This window comes from Streptomyces adustus, assembly GCF_009377175.1.
GTDB lineage: Bacteria > Actinomycetota > Actinomycetes > Streptomycetales > Streptomycetaceae > Streptomyces > Streptomyces adustus.
This window is the reverse complement of sequence record NZ_VJZD01000018.1, coordinates 46,486-66,805: the sequence shown is the minus strand read 5'-3', so window position 1 is coordinate 66,805 and position 20,320 is coordinate 46,486. Positions and strand designations below refer to the sequence as shown.

14 protein-coding genes are annotated in these 20,320 nt (G+C 71.9%); 11 read left to right on the top strand and 3 right to left on the bottom strand.

Annotated elements, in window-relative coordinates; all coding sequences use genetic code 11:
- The first annotated feature begins 80 nt into the window (after nucleotides 1–80).
- Entirely contained in the window at nucleotides 81–494 is a 414-nt protein-coding gene (locus FNH09_RS07040; protein ID WP_162468214.1) for an aggregation-promoting factor C-terminal-like domain-containing protein, read from the top strand.
- A gap of 109 nt (nucleotides 495–603) precedes the next feature.
- Here FNH09_RS07040 and FNH09_RS07035 read toward each other — a convergent pair whose 3' ends face one another.
- Both FNH09_RS07035 and FNH09_RS07030 read right to left on the bottom strand, forming a co-directional pair.
- Nucleotides 604–2,142 carry an arabinofuranosidase catalytic domain-containing protein gene (locus tag FNH09_RS07035; RefSeq protein ID WP_162468213.1) on the bottom strand — a complete coding sequence of 513 codons (1,539 nt, stop codon included), beginning with the start codon at nucleotides 2,140–2,142 and terminating at the stop codon, nucleotides 604–606.
- A gap of 257 nt (nucleotides 2,143–2,399) precedes the next feature.
- Nucleotides 2,400–5,888 carry a phosphodiester glycosidase family protein gene (locus FNH09_RS07030; protein ID WP_152885887.1) on the bottom strand — a complete coding sequence of 1,163 codons (3,489 nt, stop codon included), beginning with the start codon at nucleotides 5,886–5,888 and terminating at the stop codon, nucleotides 2,400–2,402.
- A 595-nt stretch (nucleotides 5,889–6,483) separates the two neighbouring features.
- Here FNH09_RS07030 and FNH09_RS07025 point away from each other — a divergent pair.
- The 9 genes from FNH09_RS07025 (at nucleotide 6,484) to FNH09_RS06985 (ending at nucleotide 17,834) form a co-directional block, all read left to right on the top strand.
- Complete coding sequence (locus tag FNH09_RS07025) at nucleotides 6,484–7,518, top strand: ArsR/SmtB family transcription factor (protein WP_152885886.1); 1,035 nt, start codon at nucleotides 6,484–6,486, stop codon at nucleotides 7,516–7,518.
- A 278-nt stretch (nucleotides 7,519–7,796) separates the two neighbouring features.
- Complete coding sequence (locus FNH09_RS07020) at nucleotides 7,797–9,263, top strand: NAD(P)/FAD-dependent oxidoreductase (protein ID WP_338017496.1); 1,467 nt, start codon at nucleotides 7,797–7,799, stop codon at nucleotides 9,261–9,263.
- 38 nt (nucleotides 9,264–9,301) lie between these two features.
- Nucleotides 9,302–10,558, top strand: coding sequence for a HemK family protein methyltransferase (locus FNH09_RS07015; protein WP_152885885.1), 1,257 nt, complete (start codon nucleotides 9,302–9,304; stop codon nucleotides 10,556–10,558).
- Nucleotides 10,555–12,627: an aminodeoxychorismate synthase component I gene (gene pabB, locus FNH09_RS07010; RefSeq protein ID WP_152885884.1), complete on the top strand. Its 2,073-nt coding sequence runs from the start codon at nucleotides 10,555–10,557 to the stop codon at nucleotides 12,625–12,627. Before FNH09_RS07015 ends, pabB begins: the two co-directional genes overlap by 4 nt.
- Nucleotides 12,624–13,568: a prephenate dehydrogenase/arogenate dehydrogenase family protein gene (locus FNH09_RS48235; RefSeq protein ID WP_152885883.1), complete on the top strand. Its 945-nt coding sequence runs from the start codon at nucleotides 12,624–12,626 to the stop codon at nucleotides 13,566–13,568. Before pabB ends, FNH09_RS48235 begins: the two co-directional genes overlap by 4 nt.
- Complete coding sequence (locus FNH09_RS07000) at nucleotides 13,565–14,812, top strand: aminotransferase class I/II-fold pyridoxal phosphate-dependent enzyme (RefSeq protein WP_338017495.1); 1,248 nt, start codon at nucleotides 13,565–13,567, stop codon at nucleotides 14,810–14,812. Before FNH09_RS48235 ends, FNH09_RS07000 begins: the two co-directional genes overlap by 4 nt.
- Before the next feature lie 58 nt (nucleotides 14,813–14,870).
- Nucleotides 14,871–16,184, top strand: a complete 1,314-nt coding sequence (locus tag FNH09_RS06995) for an MFS transporter (RefSeq protein WP_152885882.1) — start codon at nucleotides 14,871–14,873, stop codon at nucleotides 16,182–16,184.
- Between the two features lie 13 nt (nucleotides 16,185–16,197).
- Nucleotides 16,198–17,463 (top strand): ATP-grasp domain-containing protein, encoded by a 1,266-nt coding sequence (locus tag FNH09_RS06990; RefSeq protein WP_152885881.1) that lies wholly within the window; start codon nucleotides 16,198–16,200, stop codon nucleotides 17,461–17,463.
- A gap of 59 nt (nucleotides 17,464–17,522) precedes the next feature.
- Nucleotides 17,523–17,834 (top strand): chorismate mutase family protein, encoded by a 312-nt coding sequence (locus FNH09_RS06985; RefSeq protein WP_152885880.1) that lies wholly within the window; start codon nucleotides 17,523–17,525, stop codon nucleotides 17,832–17,834.
- A gap of 105 nt (nucleotides 17,835–17,939) precedes the next feature.
- Here the strand turns inward: FNH09_RS06985 and FNH09_RS06980 are convergent, their stop codons facing one another.
- Complete coding sequence (locus FNH09_RS06980; RefSeq protein WP_152885879.1) at nucleotides 17,940–18,362, bottom strand: acyl-CoA thioesterase; 423 nt, start codon at nucleotides 18,360–18,362, stop codon at nucleotides 17,940–17,942.
- A 335-nt stretch (nucleotides 18,363–18,697) separates the two neighbouring features.
- On the opposite strand from FNH09_RS06980, the gene FNH09_RS06975 reads away from it, so the two are divergent.
- Nucleotides 18,698–20,284 (top strand): amino acid adenylation domain-containing protein, encoded by a 1,587-nt coding sequence (locus tag FNH09_RS06975; RefSeq protein WP_162468211.1) that lies wholly within the window; start codon nucleotides 18,698–18,700, stop codon nucleotides 20,282–20,284.
- Nucleotides 20,285–20,320: the final 36 nt, after the last annotated feature.

The window sequence follows — 20,320 nt, the reverse complement described above, 5'->3', positions numbered from 1 at the left end:
ATGCCAGGACCCACGCACCACCCGCACCACCCGGATCCGGCGAGCGAGCGACCCCCTGTCCCCGAAGAACGAGGTTCTCTGTGTCCGTCTCCGCCATCCGCCGCATCGCCAGCCCGAAGAAGGCCCTGTCCGTCGTCGCCGTGGCCGCCGCCACCGCCGGAATGGCCCTCGCCGCGGCTCCCGCGCAGGCCAGCACGACGTCCGCCTCCTCCGCCCAGGCGATCGCCCACCGGATGATCCCGGACACGGCCCAGTACAACGCCTTCAACAAGATCGTCACCCACGAGAGCGGCTGGAACCACACCGCCACCAACTCCTCCTCCGGCGCCTACGGCCTCGTCCAGGCCCTGCCCGGCTCGAAGATGGCCACCGCCGGCTCCGACTGGAAGACCAACCCCGCCACCCAGATCAAGTGGGGCCTGGACTACATGAACTCCCGCTACGGCAGCCCCGCCCAGGCCTGGGACTTCTGGCAGACCCACCACTGGTACTAAAACAACCAGTGCCGGGCGCACCCCGCCCACCGCAGGCATCACACGACAAGGCCGCTGCTTCACACGAAGCAGCGGCCTTGTCGTGTCCTTCATCCTGGTGGCCGCGGACCTACGGCGCCCAGGGCTGGCTGACGGCCCAGCTCACGTCGTCCGTCCAGGAGGTGGCGCTGTCCCAGGCGTTCGAGCCGCCATTGCTCGCTATGTAGACGTTGAGGTTGTAGTGCCGGATGAATCGGGTCGGGTAGTTGTACGAGGCGAGGGAGCTGCCCGTGCCGCTCTTGCCGGTCGTCGGACAGAACGTCGCGTCGGCTCTGAACTGGGCCGTGCCGTCCATGGGTTGGCGGTAGAGCCGGAAGTTGGAGTGCCGCAGGAAGTCCCCTGGGTAGTTGCGCGACTCGAAGGAGACGCAGGAGCTGCTGGCCAGGCCCCGGCGGACGATCCAGGTCGAGTCGCTCTTGTCGAGCGCCGAACTGCTGGAGGTGATCGAGGAGACGACCGCCGAGTTGTTCTGGTGGCGGATGTAGTCGGTCGTGCAGCACGAGGTGGTGGCGCGCAGCGAGATCTCCGAACCCGCGGTCAGCGAGCCGGTGCTGCCGGTCGCGCCGCCGTAGCCGACGGAGACGATGTTGGCCTGCACGGAGTCGTCCGCGGCGTCCGTCGGGATGCCGGACGTCATGACTCCTTCGAAGAAGGATCCGATGGAGCCGTTGCTGTTGTCACCGCCGGTGCCGAGGACGATCGCGCCCTCCTGATGCATGGGCGAGTATCCGCTGGTGGTGGGCTCCGCGCCGGAATATGTCGTGGTCAGTCCGCCGGATTGCGCATTGCCGTATTTCAGCGCGAAATGGTTCTGGCCGTTGTTCTTCAGTAACGCGGTCACGAACGGCAGCGGCCCCGTCCCGGTATTGGACGTGTTCTTGCTGTAGCCGGAGTCGGACTGGAACAGGCCGTTCTCCAGGTCGGCCTGCACCCATGGGCCCTGGCCGTAGCAGGGCGAGAACCAGCACTCGGTGCCGAAGTTGATCGCGTCCATGTGGCCGTTGCCGGTGTCCTTGTTGTTCGTCTCGGCATTGCCGTAGTCGAAGCAGCAACTGCCGTTCACGTGGGTTCCGGAGGTCACCATGTACATCCCCTCGGCCTGCCCGTTGACGGCGACGCCCGAGGTGGAGTTGTCCCGGTAGCCCATGCCGGCCGAGATCTCCAGGCCGTAGACCTGGTGTCCGCCGACGGTCACCGGCAGCGCGTCCGCCGGCGCGCCGACATCGGCCGCTCCGGCCCCGCCGGCGCCCTCGACGGTGAGGTCGTTGTGGCGCGACGACTGGTCGTAGATCTGGGTGATGATGCAGGTCGTGCCGGAACAGAAGGAGTCCTGGGCCGCCGCGTTGGCATAGCCGCCGGCGGCCAGCAGACCGATGTTGGCGGTGGCGCTGTCGGAGGCCCGCTGCACCTGGTAGAGCGAGCCGTTGTACGAGGAGTAGAGCGCCCTGACGAGACTGTGCGCGGCAACGCACGGGGTGCCCGCGGCGGCGTAGATGTCGCAGGGCAGCGAGCTCGCGGCCTGGGCCTGGGGCAGGCCGACGGCGAGCGCGAGGACGGTGACGAGCGCCGACAGGGCTGCCAGGGTCGCGGTTCTCAGTCTTGATAACACGGTTGACCTCTTCGTTTTCCGGTGGGGGGATGCGGGTGCCTCACGTTCGACATTTCGGACGACGTTCGATCGAAATGCCGAACCTGTTTCAGCGGTCGAAATGTCGAACAATTACGGAAGAGTGTGCGGCGGAGAAATCGCAATGGCGAACTGTCAATGCAGAGGCGATTGTTGGGCCGAAGTCATGGGCCGTCAAGACTCGCGGAACCGAACAGTGCCCAGTCTTTGATGTGGGTGCTCTGCCCGCCTGCGGACGGTCAGCGGTGGCGCACGGTGATCGTGTGCTCGGCGCTGACGCCGTTCACGGTGACCCGCAGCACCGCGGTGCCGACCCGCCGCGCGACGAGCACTCCGGTGGCCGGGTCGTACGAGACGACCGGTCCGCCGTGGCCGTGGTCGCCGCCCGGCACGTCGACGCGGGTACCGGTCCAGTCGGCGCTGACGGGCCAGGCCACCGGGACCGTGCGGGTGGCGTCCTGCGTGAGCGTGGCCGACGCCGTGGCCCGCTCGCCGACCGCGAGGGTGTCCGGTGCGTCGAGGGTCACCACGTCGACGCGCGCGTGGACCTCCGCCCGCAACCACCTCTCGGAGTCCTCGGACGGAACGTGGAACGCGTCGGTGACGCGGCCTTCCGCCGGGTCGATGCCCAGCATCGTCCAGCCGGTGAATCCCCCGCCGTCGGGCGTGCCGGCCGGGTTCTTGCCGGAGTTGCCGTTGACCAGGTACGGGATGCCGTCGATCGAGGCCGCGGAGAAGACACCGGCGTGGGCGCCGACGAACCCCGCGGACTTGTGGCTGCGGGCCCGGAAGTCGGCGAGCCACTGTTCGACCAGGGCGGCTTCCTTGCGGTCACCGAGTTGACTGGCTCTGTCCGGCAGCGGGTCCTCGGTGGGGTGGTGCTCGAACACCACGACGCCGCTGACGGACGGGTCGGCGGCCGCCGCCGCGAGCTGGTCGTGCAGCAGCTGGAGCTGGGCGAAGCCGCCGCCGCGCAGGGTGCCGCTGGAGGAGTCGAGGGTGATGAAGCGGGTTCCCTCGGTGTCGAAGACCGACGTGGTGTCCCCGAACTCCGCGCTGAAGTTCACCGTCGTCCCGGGGCCCATGACCTCGTGGTTGCCGGGTACGTAGTGCCACGGGACGCTGTGGCCGGTGCGGGCGTCGAACTCGTCGAGCAGTTTGCGGGCGAGCGTGAAGTCCGCGGGCGAGCCCTCGTCGACGAAGTCGCCGTCGAGGACCAGCAGGTCCGGTTCGGCGTCCGCGATCTCCGCGAGGGTGCGGCGGGCCGCCTGGACCTGTGGGCTGTCCGGGTCACGGGCGACGAACTGGGCGTCGGACATGACGGCGACACGCAGGGGTCGCGCGTCGACGGTTCCGTCGGTGACCACGACCGGGTCGGTGACCTTCGGCGGGACGGGCAGCCGCACGTCGGGCGCGACCTCGACCCGCAGGTCGCTGACGGTGACGGCGCCGGTGTAGGAGCGGGCGGCGCTGGTCTCCAGCAGCCGCACCCGCTGGAAGGTCAGGGGGTGGACGGTGCCCGTGGGCACGGGGAACTCGGCCTTGCGCCAGCCGGTCCAGGTGATCAGGGGGCCGTCGAGGTTGGCGGTGACGCCGGAGCCGGAGCGGTACTGCAACCGCGGCCACTCGCCGTTGCCGTCTCCGTTGATCCACAGGGTGACGGCCTGGGGCCGGCCGGGCAGCGGGATCGGCTGCGGGGGCACGGCGTACTGGCCGCGGGTGGCCGTCGACCTGGTGAAGTCGTAGGTCAGGGTGAGACCGGGGGCGCCGTCGTGGCCGGGGGCGGGGGCGACCGAGCCGCCGGGGGCACGGTCGTGCGCCGAGGTCCAGGACGCGGCGTCGAACAGATCCGCGAACGTGGTCTCGGCCAGGCCCACGGTGACCGCCACGTCCGCGGTCATCTTCCCCACGGTCAGGTGCAGGGTGGCGGAGGCGCCGTCGGCCAGCCCCCGCACGGTGAAGGTGGCGTCGCTCGCGGGCCGCACCGACACCACACCGTCACCGCCGGTGACCCGGACGTCGGAGGCGTCCAGGGGCGCGGAGTCGCCGAGGGCGTCGTAGCCCCGTACGGTCAGGCGCGCCTCGCCGCCGACGCCGTTCAGGGCCAGCAGCGTGCTGTTCGGGGCGATCCGCACGGCGGACGCGAGCACGGTCAGGGCCACCGTGCCCGTGGCCCGATGGCCGGACGACACCACGACGCGAGTACGGCCGGAGCGCCGGCCGGTGACGAGGGCGGTGCCCGCCTCGCGGGCGTCGACCGACACCCGGCCGTCCGCGCCGCGCCACCGGACCGGGCCGACGGGCAGGGGTGCGTACGTCTCGTCGTGGGCGAGGGCGCGTACGGTGCGGTGCAGTCCCGGGAAGACCCGGTCGGCGCCGTCAGCCGACAGGGCGGGCAGCACGCGCAGGCCGTGTACGGTGCCCGAGCCGGGGGCCGCGAACAGTCCGATTCCGTTGGCGACCTGCCGTTCCGAACCGTCGGACGGGCTGTTGACCAGGCCGGTCACGCTCTCACCCGGCAGCCGGGCGGCCATCGTGGTCGAGCCGCCGCCGTCCATGTTCAGGGCGTCGACGGCGCCCAGGCCCTTCATGAAGGCGCCGAGTTCGTTGAGGTCCATGCCACGGCTGTCGGTCTGCTTGCCGTCGATCGCCACGAGGTACATGGTGCGACCGTCGGCGGAGAAGCCCACGCCGGTCCGGGAGGTGGCGGTGACCGTGTCGCCGTCGGTGAAATGCTGTACCACGCCGTCGGAGACGAGGACCTGGCCACCGCCGACGGCGACCGCCACCTCGCCGAAGTCGGCGCGCGGGCGGTAGGCGACGTCGACGGCCTCACCCGGCACGAGCGCGGCGAGCGCGTCGGCTCCCGCCTCCCGGCCGATCAGCACACTGGCGCCCGCGGGGATGGGATCGGCGCCGACGGAGGTACGTACGTCGGTGACCTTGCCGTCGCGCAGCCATGCCTCGGCGACCCGGTCGGCGCCGTGCACGGGCTTGGTGCGCGGGGACGGGCCCCACCGGTCGGTGAACAGGCCGATGCCGTCGGCCGCCAGAGCCGGCGAGTTGACGCCGGACAGCTTCAGGTTCCGCGTGCCGTCGACCGTGACCCGACCCTCCAGGAACACCTGGGCCAGCCTGCCGATCCCGTCCGTGCCGATGGCGACCGTCTGATTGCGGCCGGCGGTGGGCGAGTTGACGAGGCCGTCCGTGCGGGAGACGGCCGCGCCCACGGGAGCCTCGGTGTCGTTGATGTCGAAGTAGTCGCCGTTGATCGCGGCGACGGCCCCGGTGCGCCTGGCCTGCTCGGTCACCCGGGATTTGCCCGTGACCGTGCCGGAGGAGATGTGGTCCACGCTCAGCCGGTCCTCGGCGAGGTCCGCGACCAGCACCTGCCCCCGGACCCACCCGGCGGTCCCGAACCGGTCGAAGCGGGTGAGGTTCAGCCCGGGCGCGATCGGCGTCCGCTGCTCGTCGGTGACGATGGACTGCCCGGGGACGCTGGGGATCAGGCCGTGGGCGCTATGGCCCGCTCCCGACGCGCTGCGCGGGGCAGCGCCGTAGGACGCCGTGTCGTAGGACGCCGCAGCCGGTCTCTCGGGCGTGAGCGCCTGAGCGGTCGTCACCGTCGCGGCACACGTGCCGAACGCGCCGGCGAGCGCGAGGACGACGGCACCGCGCCGCGCCGCGGCGCACGACCACCGGAGGGCGGAGTCGAGTGGCAGCGGCACCGGCGGGCCTCTTTCCGTCTGCGTGCGGAGATGCGTGGTCCGAACTCAGTGCACGCGCCCCGGGTGTTGAAGCGCACAGGGGCGCGTGACGGTCGGTGATGCAAAGGATGAACATCGGTCCGCACGACGGCCCCCGGAAGTGTGCTCGAAGGCGGCCGCGGACGGAAGCGTCCCGACCTCGGCCGTACGGCCGGCCCGCATGTTATCGGCGTGCCGCCTTGAGCGGTTCTCGTTAATGCGTACGTCCCGGGCCGGAATCCCGAAAGCGACTCGCTCGCGGCCTCGGTCAAATAGCATCTGACTTGGGTTCTTTCCCTGCTCATTACGAATTGCGGTTCATTGGTTGAAAGTCGCAACCTGCAATGGCCGCCCGGGCCGCGGGGCGGCCTCCGGCTCGCCCGGCCGACCTGCATGGATTCGGCCAACTGTGACCGGCGGCCCGAGGCGGGCGTTGTTTGAGCCGGTCTGGAAATGCGCACTTCAGCGGGGTATCGCTCCGGTTGAAATCGCGCCACGCGGAAGCTGCGACTGACGGGACGGGGTTTTATGGTGCCTATGTGTCTCTCCGCCACCGACCGGAGGGACACCAACGGGGATGGGGGAGACAGTGATCCGCTTCTCGGCGACCGTGGACGACATGACAAGGGTGAGGTTCTCACTCTCCCCACTGGGCGAGACGGTCTACAGCATTCGGATGCTGGCCTCGGCAGAACGCAGAAAGCGGCACCAGCCGTGGGCCGACGACGTGCGCGCGAAGCTCAGGACCGTCGATCTGTTGTCGCTACGCGCGTTGATCCCGCCCACCGGTTACATCCCGGACTTCCTCACCCCGCCGCCGGACGGCTCCGGGCCCCGCAAGATCTCCGAAGAGCTGGAGATGGTGCGCTCGACCCCGAGCGAGCACTTCGTCGCCGAGGTGTCCTGGATGGCCGCCGACCCCGGCACGCCCGCGGCCTGGCGGCAGGAGGCAGCGCCCCTGCACCGCCAGATGCTGGCCCAGCCGGAACCGGCCATCGCCCGGATCGCCGAGCAGCTCCACACGTACTGGCGCCTCACCCTGGAGCCGCACTGGCGGCGGCTCCAGGGCGGCCTCCAGTCCGACATCCGCTCCCGTATGCAGGTCATCGAGAGTTCCGGGGCGGCCCCCGTGTTCTCCTCGCTCCACCCCAGGATCGCCTGGCGGGACCAGAAGCTCACCGTGCGCAGCGCCTACGACTACCAGGAGGACCTGGGCGGCCGGGGCATCGTGCTCGTACCGAGCGTGTTCTGCGGCCCCGAGGTGCTCACCATGACGCCGCCGCAGCAGTCGATGATCGTCTATCCCAGGCCGGGCGTCGAGGAGTTGTGGAGCCGCTACGCCTCGGACCAGCCGAGCCCGCTGGCCGCGCTGCTCGGCGGCGTGCGCTCCGCGGTGCTCGAAGCCCTGCTGGTACCCGCCTCCACCGGCGACCTCGCCGCGGCGATCGACGTCACCCCCGGCGCCATCAGCCAGCACGTCGCCGTGCTGCGCGAGTGCGATCTGGTGACGAGTCGGCGCGAGGGCCGGCGCGTCATCCACTCGCTCACCGAGACGGGCGACGCCCTCGTACGGGGTGCCGTGGCGCCCGGCGGCCGCCGCCTCTCGGCCTGAGCGGGGCTCTCGGGACCGGCCGGCCGTACCGCCGAGGGGCGGGGGCCACGGTCGGTTTTAGCGGGGGCTAAAAGCGTTGGGGCGCCGTCGCATGTGTGTTTGGCTCATGGTGCGACGTCGACCGAGACGAACTCGGGCCCCCGGCCCGCCCCCAGGACAGGAGGCGGACGGCCGGGGCCCGGCCGCCGGACCTCCGGCTGCCCTGAGCCCGTCTCCCACACGACTTCCACACGTTCGCCCATGTCACCCTCCCGGACCGACCCGAAGGGAACTTCCTGGTGCCCGCAACCATGTCCGAGGACAACCGCCTTCACGACGTCGTCGTGGTCGGAAACGGCTCGCTCGGTCTGTCCCTCGGCCTCACCCTGGCCCGCCGCGACCTGCGGGTGGCCGTGCTCGGCCGCCCGCACCGGCCCGGGGCCGCGTCCTCCGCCGCCGGGGCGATGCTCGGCACGTTCGGCGAGATCACGACCACCCTGCTCAAGAGCGACTACGGCCGCACCAAGCTCGACTGGGCCTACCAGGCCAGCAAGTTGTGGCCCGAGTGGCTGGCCGGTCTGTCGCCCGACTCGGACGGCACCGACCTGCTGACCGCCGACGGCACCGTCGTCATGCTGAACACCGTCGGCGTGCCCGACATCGACACGCAGAACTTCAAGGCGATCCGCAACACCCTCATCGAGTACGGCGAGAAGTTCGAGGACATCGACCCCGAGGACGTCGAGTGGCTCGACGCCGAGCCCACCGCACGACCCCTCCAGGCGATGTTCCTGCCCAACGAGCACGCCGTGAACGCCCACGGGCTGCTGGCGCGGCTGGAGGAGGCGTTCCTCGCCGCCGGCGGCACGCTGATCGCGGAGCAGGCGGTGCGGGTGGACCACGCCGACGGCCGGGTGCGCGGCGTCCAGTTGGAGTCCGGGACGGTCCTGGCCACCGGGCAGCTGGTGCTGGCCGCCGGGGCCGCGTCCCAGACCGTGCTGGACACGGTCCCCGACCAGGCGGCCCGGATTCCCCGGCTGATCAGCGGTTACGGCGTCTCCGCGCTGGTCGACACCGAGGACGGGACCGCCCCGCGCAGCGTCATCCGCACCCCCAACCGGGCCTTCGCCTGCGGGCTGCACGTCGTCCCGCGCGGCGCCGGACAGGTCTATGTGGGCGCCACCAACATCATCTCCCCCGAGCCCCGTGAGACCCCGCTCATCTCCGACGTGCTGTTCCTGCTCAACTGCGGCAACCGTCAGGTCCGTCGCAGCCTCGGCGAGAGCGGCATACGCGCGATCCAGGTCGGCAACCGGCCCGTCGCGCTGGACGGCATGCCGCTGCTCGGCGAGACGGAGCTCACCGGCCTGTGGATGATGACCGGCACCTACCGCGACGGGCTCACCCTCTCGCCGCTGCTCGCCCGGGAGATGACCGCCCTGCTGCTCGGCGAGGAACCCGGCATCGAGCTGGACCTGTTCCGCCCGGTCCGCTCGCCCATCCAGCCGCTCAGCCGTGAGGAGGTCGTGGAGGCCACCGTCACGCACATGCTCGCCACCGGCTACGAGTCCAACTGGATCGTGCCCGTGGAGTGGCCGTTCACCATCGAGCACTACCTGCGCGTGGCCTACACCCGGATCGCCGACGAGTTCGACCCGGCCTTCACCCCGCCGCCGGAGCTGCTCGCCTCCTCGCGCATCCACCCCTCCATCGCCCAGGCACTGCGTGAGTACTACGCGACCAGCCACGCAGCGGCCACCAGTTGACCCGATCGACACACAAACGGGGAAAGGACCGACGGACCGTGGCCGACCAGTCACTCGCACATCACGTCGAGGACGAGGAGTACCTCGACGTCCTGCTCCGGGAAGCGGAGCGTACGCTCGCCGAGGCCCGCGTATGGAGCCCGCGCGAGGACGCGGAGGCCCTGGCGGCCCATGTGCTGGGCCTTCCGGACAGATCCCCGGACCCGGCGAAGGAACCGGTGCCGGCGGCCGCCGCGCGGGAACTGCGCGCCCTGGTGGCGCGTCGCGCCGCCCGGATCCCGCTCGGTCACCTCACCGGGCGGGCCCGGCTCGGCGGTATCGAGGTCTCGGTCACCGAGGACGTGTTCGTACCGCGGTTCCCCACCGAACTCCTTCTGGCCTGGGGCCTGTCGGCGGTCCGCGCGAAGCGGGCGCCAGTGGTGGTCGACCTGTGCACGGGCTCGGGGGCGCTCGCGCTGGCCTTCGCGCACGCCCGGCCCGACGCCGAGGTGCACGCCGTCGACCTGGACGCGGCCGCGCTGGACTGCGCGCGGCACAACGCCGCCACCCGGGCGGCGCTCGGCGACACCCCGGTCACCGTGCACGCGGGGGACGTCACGGACCCGGGGCTGCTCGCCGCGCTCGACGGCCGGGTGGACCTGGTCCTCGCCAACCCGCCGTACGTGCCCATGGGTACGAAGCTGCTGCCGGAGTGGGGCGAGCACCACCCCCGCCGGGCCGTCTTCGCCGGAGCCGACGGCCTCGACGTCATCCGGGGCGTCGTCGAGTGCGCGACGCGGCTGCTGCGTCAGGGCGGCGGTCTGGCGATCGAGCACGGGGACGCGCAGAGCGACGTGGTACCCGAACTGCTGGCCACGACCGGCGCGTTCGCGCCCGGCGAGGGCCACCGTGACCAGGAGGACCGCCCCCGGACCACGACGACGTACCGCACGGCGGACGACGGGCGGGACACCGGCACGACGGCGGACTCGGCCCCCGAGGCCGGTCTGGCGCGGTTGCGCGCCGAACTCGACGGGATCGACGTCCGGTTGCTGGACACCCTCAGGACCCGGATCGAGTGCTGTGTACGGATCGCGGAGCACAAGCGCGAGCACGCGGTGCCGATGATGCAGCCGCACCGGATCGGCATCGTCCAGGAGCGCGCCGCCCGCTACGGCGCCGAGCACGGCGTCGACCAGATGTTCCTGCGCCGCCTGTACGACCTGGTCATCGAGGAGACCTGCCGGGTCGAGGACCTCGTCATCGACGGGCAGCCCGCCGCCGCGCCGCAGCCGGTCACGGGGGACGTCTCATGACCCCCCGCCCGGTGCGCACGCTCCTCATCGACAACTACGACTCCTTCACCTACAACCTCTACCAGCTGCTCGGCGAGGTGAACGGGCAGCCGCCGACCGTGGTGCGCAACGACGTCGACTGGTCCGGCCTGGACCTGGGCGACTACGACAACATCGTCGTCTCGCCGGGGCCCGGACGCCCCGACCGGGAGCGGGACTTCGGGGTGAGCGCCCGCGCGATCCGCGAGGCCGGACTGCCCGTGCTCGGTGTGTGCCTGGGCCACCAGGGCATCGCCGGACTGTTCGGCGGTACGGTCGAGCACGCGCCCGAACCGATGCACGGCCGGGTCTCCTCGGTGCGCCACGAGGGGCAGGACATCTTCGCGGGGCTCCCGTCGCCCTTCTCCGTGGTGCGCTACCACTCGCTGGCCGTCACCGCGCTCTCCGACGACCTGGAGGGCCTGGCCTGGACCGAGGACGGCGTGCTGATGGGCCTGCGCCACCGCACCGAGCCGGTGTGGGGCGTGCAGTTCCACCCCGAGTCCATCTCCACCGAGTACGGGCGCGAACTGCTGGCCAACTTCCGCGATCTGACCCTCGGCCGCCGCGAGCGGGTCCGGGCCACGGCGCCCCCGACGCCGTACCACCTGTTGGTGCGCCGACTGACCGGGGCGCCCGACACGGCGACCGTCTACGCGGAGCTGTTCGCCGGCAAGCGGCACAGCTTCTGGCTGGACAGCGGCTCCCACGCCGACGGCAACGCCCGCTTCTCCGCGCTGGGGGACGGCACAGGACCGCTCGCCGAGTACGTCACCTACCGGGTCGCCGCCCGGACGGTGCGGGTGGAGCGCGCCGGACGGCCCGACGAGGAGCTGTCGCAGGGGTTCTTCGGCTACCTCGGCGAACAGCTGCGCCGCCGCGCGCTGCCAGCCGACGACTCGTTGCCGTTCGCCTTCAACCTGGGCTACGTCGGCTACCTCGGCTACGAGCTCAAGGCCGAGACCGGGGCCGCGGCCGCGCACACCTCGCCCACGTCCGACGCAGCGCTGCTGTTCGCGGACCGCGCGGTCGTCGTCGACCACGCCGAGCAGGCCACGTACCTGCTGTGCCTGGGCACCACGCCGGACGACCCGGACGCCGTCAAGTGGCTGGACAGCACCGCGGGCCGGCTCGACGTGCTGCCCGCGGAGGTCCCGCGGCAGCGGCGCCCGCTGACCGACGCGGTCCCGCTGGCCGCGGCGTCCCTGGTACCGCGGCACGGCCGGGAGGACTACCTGGCGCGCATCGACGCGTGCCTGGAGGAGATCCGCAACGGAGAGTCGTACGAGATCTGCCTCACCAACATGGTCACCTCGCCCGCGGTGCTCGACCCGCTGGACACCTACCGGCTGATGCGCGGCATCAGCCCCGTCCCCTACGGCGCGCTGCTGGACTTTCCCGGTGTGGCGGTGCTCAGCGCCTCACCCGAGCGGTTCCTGTCGATCGGGGTCGACGGGATCGCCGAGTCCAAGCCGATCAAGGGGACCCGGCCGCGCGGCGCCACGCCCGAGGAGGACGCCGCGCTGGCGGAGGATCTGCGCGCCAGCGCGAAGGACCGCGCCGAGAACCTGATGATCGTGGACCTGCTGCGCAACGACCTCAACACCGTGTGCGAGGTCGGTTCCGTCCATGTGCCCACGCTCTTCGACGTCGAGACGTACCCGCCCGTGCACCAGCTCGTCAGCACCGTGCGCGGCACGCTGCGCCCTGGCACGTCCGCGGTGGACTGTGTGCGGGCCTGTTTCCCCGGCGGGTCGATGACGGGGGCGCCGAAGCTGCGCACCCTGGAGATCATCGACCGGCTGGAGGCGGGCCCGCGAGGTGTCTACTCGGGGGCGCTGGGCTGGTTCTCGCTGAGCGGCGCCGCCGATCTCAGCATCGTCATCCGGACCATCGTGGCCTCCCCGGAGGGGGCGTCCTTCGGGGTCGGCGGAGCCGTCATCGCCCTGTCCGACCCGGTGGAGGAGTACGAGGAGACGCTGGTGAAGTCGCGGACGATGACGGCGGCGATCGCCGGCAGCGCGCCCGGCACCGGAACGGGGGCCGCGTGAGCACGCATCCGTCGGCACCGGCCGGGTCCGGGCTGCGGCGCTGCGTCGTGGCCGGCGGGTCCGGTGCGGTGGGACGCCTGTTCACCGCGATGCTCGCCGACGCCGGTCTCGACGTCTGTGCCGTCGACCCCGAGGCACCCGTCTCCGGCCGGACGGACGTCCGCCTGCTCAAGGGCGACATCACGGCACCGGACGACGCGGTGCGCGCCGAGCTGGCCGGGTGCGACCTGCTGGTGCTCGCGGTGCCCGAGCCGGTGGCACTGGACGCGGTGGGCGCCCTGGCCGGCGTGCTGCCGCGGGGCGCGCTGCTCGCGGACACGCTGTCGGTGAAGTCCCGGGTCGCCGAGGCGGTCACGGCCCGGCTGCCGGAGCATCAGGCGGTCGGTCTCAACCCGATGTTCGCCCCGGCGCTCGGCCTGCCCGGGCGTCCGGTGGCCGCGGTCGTGCTGCGCGACGGGCCGCTCGTCGAGGAACTGCTCGCCCTGGTCTCCGGCGGCGGGGGGCGCGTCGTGCGGATGGACGCCGAGCGGCACGACCGGCTGGCCGCCGCGTCCCAGGCGCTCACCCACGCCACCGTGCTCGCCTTCGGTCACGCGCTGGCCGAACTCGGCGCGGACATCGGGGAACTGGCCGCCGTCGCGCCCCCGCCGCACACCACGCTGCTGGCCCTGCTCGCCCGGATCGCCTCCGGCACCCCGGAGGTCTACTGGGACATCCAGTCCGCCAACCCGTACGCCGAGGACGCCCGCGCGGCGCTCGCGCACGGTGTGGACGGGCTTCGCGATCTCGCCCGCGACGGCGACGAGCAGGACTTCGAGCGTCAACTGCACCGGTTGGCCGCTGTGTTCGGCGACCGACGCGACCACTTCGGGGACGTGTGCGCAGGGCTGTTCACGGCACTGCCCGCCCTCTCCCCCGCCGATCCCGAGGAGAACACGTGATCACCGACGAGCCGAGCACCGCCAGGCCCGCCAACTGGGTCGCCGCCCGGATCGACAGGACCACCGACGCGCTGGACCGCGCCTTCGACGAGGAGCTCACCGGACACGTCATCACCGGGCGCGCCGGCAAGGAGGTCGAGCTCGCGGACGGGAGCCGGGCCGTCGAGTTCGTCTCCTGCTCCTACCTGGGCCTGGAGGAACACCCGGAGCTGGTAGCGGCCGCGCAGGACGCGCTGGGCCGCTTCGGCGTGCACTTCTCCTCCTCGCGCAACCGGATGCGCCCCGTCTACCTGGGGCAGCTCGAAGAACTCCTGGGCGAGATCTACGGCGGCCGCCCGGTGGTGCCGTTCACCTCCGTCGGCAACGTGCACCTCGGGGTACTGCCGCTGCTGGGCAGCGGCGCGCTGCCCGGCCATCCGATCGCGGGCGACGGCCCGGTGTTCCTGATGGAGAAGACCGCCCACGCCTCGATGCAGGTGCTGCGCGGGCTCCTGGAACAGATCGGCCCCGTACGCCGGTTCGACCTCGCGGACCCGCAATCCCTCGAGGTACGGCTCGTCGAGGCGCGCAAGCAGGGCCGCACCCCCGTCGCGCTGGTCGACGGCGTCGGCTCGATGGGCGGGCTGATCGACGTCCGCGCCCTCGCCCGATCGCTGGAGGAGGCCGGCGGGCTGCTGTACGTCGACGACGCGCACGGCGTCTCCATCGACGGCCCCCACGGCGCCGGTTACGCCTACGAGGCCTTCACCGACGGGCTGCCCGGCAACGTGGTGCTGGTGGGCTCGCTGTCCAAGGCCTTCGGCGGTGCGGGCGGCTTCGTCGTGCTGCCCGGCGAGGACGACGTGCGGGTGCTGCGCAAGTTCGCCAACCCGCTGGTCTTCGGGCACTCCATCATGCTGCCGCTGCTCGCCGCCGACGTGGCCTCGGCCAGGCTCCACCTGAACGGCGAGGTGGCCCGGCTCCAGGAGCAACTGTGGTCGAACGCCGCCCTGTTCGACAAGCTGACCGACGGCCGGCTCGTCAGCGCCGGGCAGCGTTCGCCCGTGCGCGGGGCCCACTTCGCCACCGAGCAGGCCGCGTTCGAGGCCGCGCGGCGGCTTCGCTCGGCCGGTGTGCTGGTGCTGCCCGCCTTCTTCCCGACCGTCGCGAAGGGCACGGGGCTCATCCGCTTCGCGCTCTCCGCGCTGCACGAACCCGCCCAGCTGACGGCCGCTGTGGAAGCGCTCGGCCCGATCACCCCCTGACCGTCTCCCCCACCGCGACAGCGAGCCCGCTCCCCGGCGGGCTCGTCCAAGGAGTCACATGAACAAGCGGACCCTGGCCCCTCCGGCCGGACCGGCACGTACGCTCGCCCTGGCCCAGCTGATCAGCAGGACCGGTGACGGCGCGTACTACGTGACGGCGGCCCTGTTCTTCACCCAGGTCGTCGGGCTGTCCGCGGCCCAGCTAGGCCTCGGGCTGACCATCGCCTGGACGGTGGCCCTGGCCCTGGGCGTGCCGCTGGGGCATGTCACCGACCGGCGCGGGGCGCGCGGGTCTGCGGTGTTCTTCTTCCTGTGCGCCTCGGTCGCCATCGGCTCGTACCTGTTCGTGCGCTCCTTCCCGCTGTTCGTGCTCGCCGCGTGCCTGTACGCGGTGGGGCAGCGCGCCGGCTCCGCGGCCCAGCAGGCGCTGCTCGCCGGGGTGGTACCCAAGGAGAACCTCACCAAGGTCCGCGCCGTCCTCCAGGCCAGCTACAACGCCGGTCTGTCGCTGGGTGCCGCGCTCGGCGGCGTGGTGCTGCTGTTCGACACGCGCGGGGCGTATCTCGCGGCCTTCGCGCTCAACTCGGTGGCGTTCGCCGTGGGGGCCGCGGTGCTCTGGCGGGTGCCGCCGGTCGAGGCCGCCCCCGCGCCCGCCGAGGGCGAGCGGACGAAATCGGTGTTCCGGGACCGGCCCTACGTCGCCGTCAGCCTGCTCAACCTGGTCCTCGTGCTGCACATGCCGCTGATCGACGTGGCGCTGCCGCTGTGGATCGTCGGACACACCGAGGCCCCGAAGTGGGTGCTGTCGGTGATGTTCATGCTCAACACGCTCGCCGTGGTGGTCCTCCAGGTGCGGGTGGCTCGCGGGGTGACCGACCTGTCGAGCGCGGCGCGCTACGTGGTGCGCGGCGCGCTGTTGCTCGGCGCGGGCTGTGTCGTCTTCGCCTTCTCCGGCAGCGGCGGCTCCGCCTGGTCGGCGGTACTGCTGCTGGTCGCCGCCGCGGGGGTGCAGACGCTGGGCGAGATGCTGTCGATGGCCGGCAGCTGGGAGATCAGCTTCGGGCTCGCCCCCGACGGCAAGCACGGCCAGTACCAGGCGTTCTTCGGGTCCGGGCTGACGGTGGCCGAGATCGTGGGCCCGCTCGCGCTGACCGGGCTGCTCGTCTACTGGGGCGCGCCCGGCTGGATCCTGCTCGGCGCCCTCTTCGTCGCGGCGGGCCTGGGCATGGTGCCGGCCGTGCGCTGGGGCGAGCGCACCCTGGCCGGCCGGGGGGAGGCGGTGCCGGATGTCGCCGACGCGGCCGGCATCGCGGACGCGACAGACGCGACAGACACCGCCGACACCGCCGACCGCCAGCTGACCAGGGACTGAGGGGGAGGAACGCATGGGCTCGGACGTGGGCACGACCGCGGGGGCGGACGGCGGCGACCGTACGGTGCTGCTCATCGGCGGGCGGGTGGAGACGGTCCGCAAGGCCCGGGGGCTCGGGCTGGACGTCGTCAACGTCCAGCGTCCCGACGAGTACCGGCCCGAGCACGCCGACCTGGTCCGCGCGGCCCTGCTGGTCGACTACACCGACTGGTCCGTCCTGCGGCCCCTGGTGACCGCCGCGCACCAGGTGTTCGGCTTCTCGGGGGTGGCGACCATCACCGAACCCGGGGTGGAGCCCGTCGGCCTGATCTGCGACACGCTCGGGCTCCGCGGCAACGGCCACCACTGCGCCAGGCTGCTGCGCGACAAGGCCGAGATGCGGCGTCACCTGGCCGGTCGGCCCGGCGCGGTCGCCGCCGCCGTGGCGGAGGACCGGGCGGCGCTGGCGGAGTTCGGGGCCCGGCACGGCCACCCCTTCGTCGTGAAGCCGGTGGACGCGGCCGCCAGCTTCGGGGTGCGCCTGGTCGAGGGCCCGGACGCGGTCGAGGACGCCTGGCAGGCGGTCACCGCGCTGCGCGGCAGCACCGAGCACCCGTTCGCCGCCTACTTCCCGGTGGGGCGCTTCCTGATGGAGGAGTACCTGGACGGCCCGGAGTACAGCGTGGAGTCGCTCAGCTTCGACGGCCGGCACCTGCTGCTCGCCGTCACCGAGAAGAGCGTCGCCGACGGCTTCGTGGAGTCCGGGCACGCCCTGCCGGCCCGCCTGCCGGCCGCCGACGAACAGGCCGTACGAGACTGTGTCGCCGCCTTCCTCGACGCCGTGGGGCTGCGCCACGGTCCCGCGCACACCGAGGTGAAGCTCACCTCCCGCGGTCCCCGGGTGATCGAGTCGCACGGGCGGCCGGGCGGCGACCGGATCATGGAGCTGGTCGAGGCGGCGTACGGCGTCGACATCGAGGCGTACACGGTCGGCTGGGCCGCCGGGGTGCTGCCCGCGATCGAGACGCCCCCGAAGGCCCGCGCCGCCGCCGCGACCTGTTTCCTCACCGCCCGACCCGGCCGGGTCACCGGCATCGAGGGCGTCGAGGAGGCACGGGCGCACGAGGGCGTCCTCGGGCTGGACGTCGCCGTGGACGTGGGCGGCACCGTACGCCCGCTCGAGGCGAGCTGGGACCGGGTCGGTCAGGTCCTGGTCACCGGCCCCGACACCGCGGCCGCCCAGTCGCTCGCCCGGCAGCTCGCCGGGAAGATCACCGTGATCACCGAGCCGGCCCCATGAGCGCACCGGTGGAGTCCAGGCGTCAGCCGGCGGCGCGCGGTGCGTGCCGGCCACGGAGCGTGCCGTCGCACCCGGAGGCGGACGAACCGGTGCGCGCGGCCGGAGGTGAGCTGCGCGCCCTGCTGGAGAACCTCGACGGGCAGATCGTCGCGATGGTGCTGCGACGGACCGAACTCGCCCGTCACTACCACGCGCTGCGCCGCTCGGCGGGGCTGCCGCAGTCGGAGCTCGCCTGGGAGAACCAGGAACTGCGCCGGTACGCCGAGCAGTTGGGCGGCCGGGGCACCGACATCGGGCGGGCGGTGCTGGCGCTGTCCCAGGCCGCCCCCGCGCGGCCCGGGACGGACGAGACGAACGGAGGGAAGCCATAGCAGGAAAATCCATCCGCACGAACAACGGAAAGCGCCCGAGGAGATCCGCCGCAATAAGCGACTGAATTCTCCTGCGGGCGCCCGTGCCGCGGTTTCACGCAGCGATCAGAACCCCATGAATTCAGGGTGTTCGGTCAGCTTGTAGAAATGCTCGGCCGGATTGTCGATCAGCTTCCTCCGGTCCAGGTCGATCAGACCGGCGACGCTCGACAGTTCGGCCGCCACGACGCCGTCGGTCCGGATGATCTGCTGCTCGACGTGGAAGATTTTACCTTCGCCCCACACCCACTTACACGTAACGTCGACTTCATCACCGCCACGCAGTTCGTTCCGGAACCGCATGGTGTTCTCAAGCACGGCCGGACCAATTCGAGTGGAAAGCAACTTGTCCTGGGAGATGCCCGCGGCGCGCAGGCTCTCCCACCGTGCATGCTCGCAATATTGCAGGTAGATGGCCTGGTTGAGGTGTCCCTGGGTATCGAGCTCGTACCCGCGGACGACGATTCGTACCTGAAACGGTTCTGCCATACTCGACGGCCCTCCTCCGGTTATTTCCTCACTTCATACCCCAGTCGCGATCTCCGTGCAACCACGCCTCGGCGGGCCGCGGACATCACCAAATACAGAAGGAACGATGAATTCCGTTCATGAGAATCGACACCCTTTGGTAAGAGATTCCCGTGTGACCTGACTCACACCAATGTTTTGGTTGACTTCGACGGGTGCGCCAGTGTTAGCGTCAATGCCGTAACCCGGCTGAGACGAGAATGTAATTCATGGATTCCCCGGCCGGCTGAAGCAGCCGTCATGGCGCCTAATGGAAAGCGAATCTGATGGCGGACTTAATCGGCATCCTGACAAGGATGTCCCGTAAACGTCCCGACGAGCCGGCGATCTCCCACAACGGACGTGAACTGAGCTACGCGCAACTGCTGCTCCAGGTCCGCGCGACGGCGACGCGGCTCGGCCCGTCGCCCGGGGTCGTCGCCGTACTGACCGACCGGTCGCCGGCGACCGTCGTCGCCATGCTGGGCGTGCTCGCCGCCGGTGGCACCTACTGCCCCGTCGATCCGGCCTTCCCCGCCGCCCGGCAGCGGGCACTGCTGGAGTCCGCAGGCTGCACGACCGTGATCGCGGCCCGGCCCGGGGCCTCGGTGCCCGAGGGCACGGAGGGCGTGCTGCGCGTCCTGGCCGCCGGTCCGGACGCGGGGGCCGAGGGCGGTCCGGCCGACGGAGGCCCGGCCATCGGCTCAGGACCGGCCGACGGAGGCCCGGCCACCGGCTCAGGACCGGTCGACGGAGGTCCGGACGACGCCGCATCGGTCGACCCCGGGAGTCCGGCGTACACCCTCTTCACCTCCGGCTCCACCGGTGCGCCCAAGCCGGTGCTGACCCCCCGGCGCGCCATCGACGCCTCGGTCGCCTCGCTGCGCGAGCTCTTCGGGCTCGCGTCCACCGACCGCGTCCTGCAATTCGCGTCGCTCAACTGGGACACCTGCTTCGAGGAGATCCTCCCCGCCCTCACCGCCGGCGCGACCCTGGTCTTCCACGACGAGGCCTACACCGGCTCGCTGTCCCGGCTGCTGAAGACCGTCGCGGACGAGCGCATCACCCTGCTCGACCTGCCCACCGCCTTCTGGCACGAACTCGTCCGGCACCTCGCGGAGGACGGGGCGGCACTGCCCGACTCCGTCCGTACCGTCGTCATCGGCGGCGAGGCCGTCGGCGCGGCCCGGCTGGCGGACTGGCGGGCCCTGGACACCGGGCAAATCCGGCTGATCAACACCTACGGCTGCACCGAGACCACCCTGATCACCCACGCCGTCGACCTGCACGGCCCCAAGGCCCCTGACGAGGCCGCCCGTTGGGGAACGGACGGCGGCCGGGTGCCCATCGGCACCCCGCTGCCGCATGTCCTCGACGACATCGGCGACGACGGCGAACTGCTGGTCTCCGGCCCCGCACTGGCCCTCGGCTACCGCAACCTGCCGGAGGTCACCGCCGAGCGCTTCCTCACCCGCGAGGGCCCGGACGGACCCGAGCGCTGGTTCCGCACCGGTGACCGGGTCGGCCGACGCCCCGACGGCCTCCTCGACCACCAGGGGCGGCTCGACGCGGAGATCAAGGTCCGCGGCATCCGCGTGGACCCCGCGGAGGTCGAGGCGCACCTGACCGCCTACCCCTCGGTCGGCGCGGCCGCCGTCGTGGGCACGCAGACCGCGGGCCGCACCACCATGGCCGCCTACCTCGTGGCCGGGTACGACCACGCGAGCGACACCCTCGCCAGGGACGTCCTGGCGTATCTGCACGAGACCGTGCCCAACCACCTCGTGCCGCACCGGGTCACCGTCGTGCCCGAACTCGTCTACACCGCCAGCGGCAAGATCGACCGTGCCGCGACCCACCACCGGCACGCCCCCGCGGCCGCGCAGCCGCGCCCCCGGAACTGACCGGCGGCCCACGGGCGCCGACCGGCGTACGGGCTC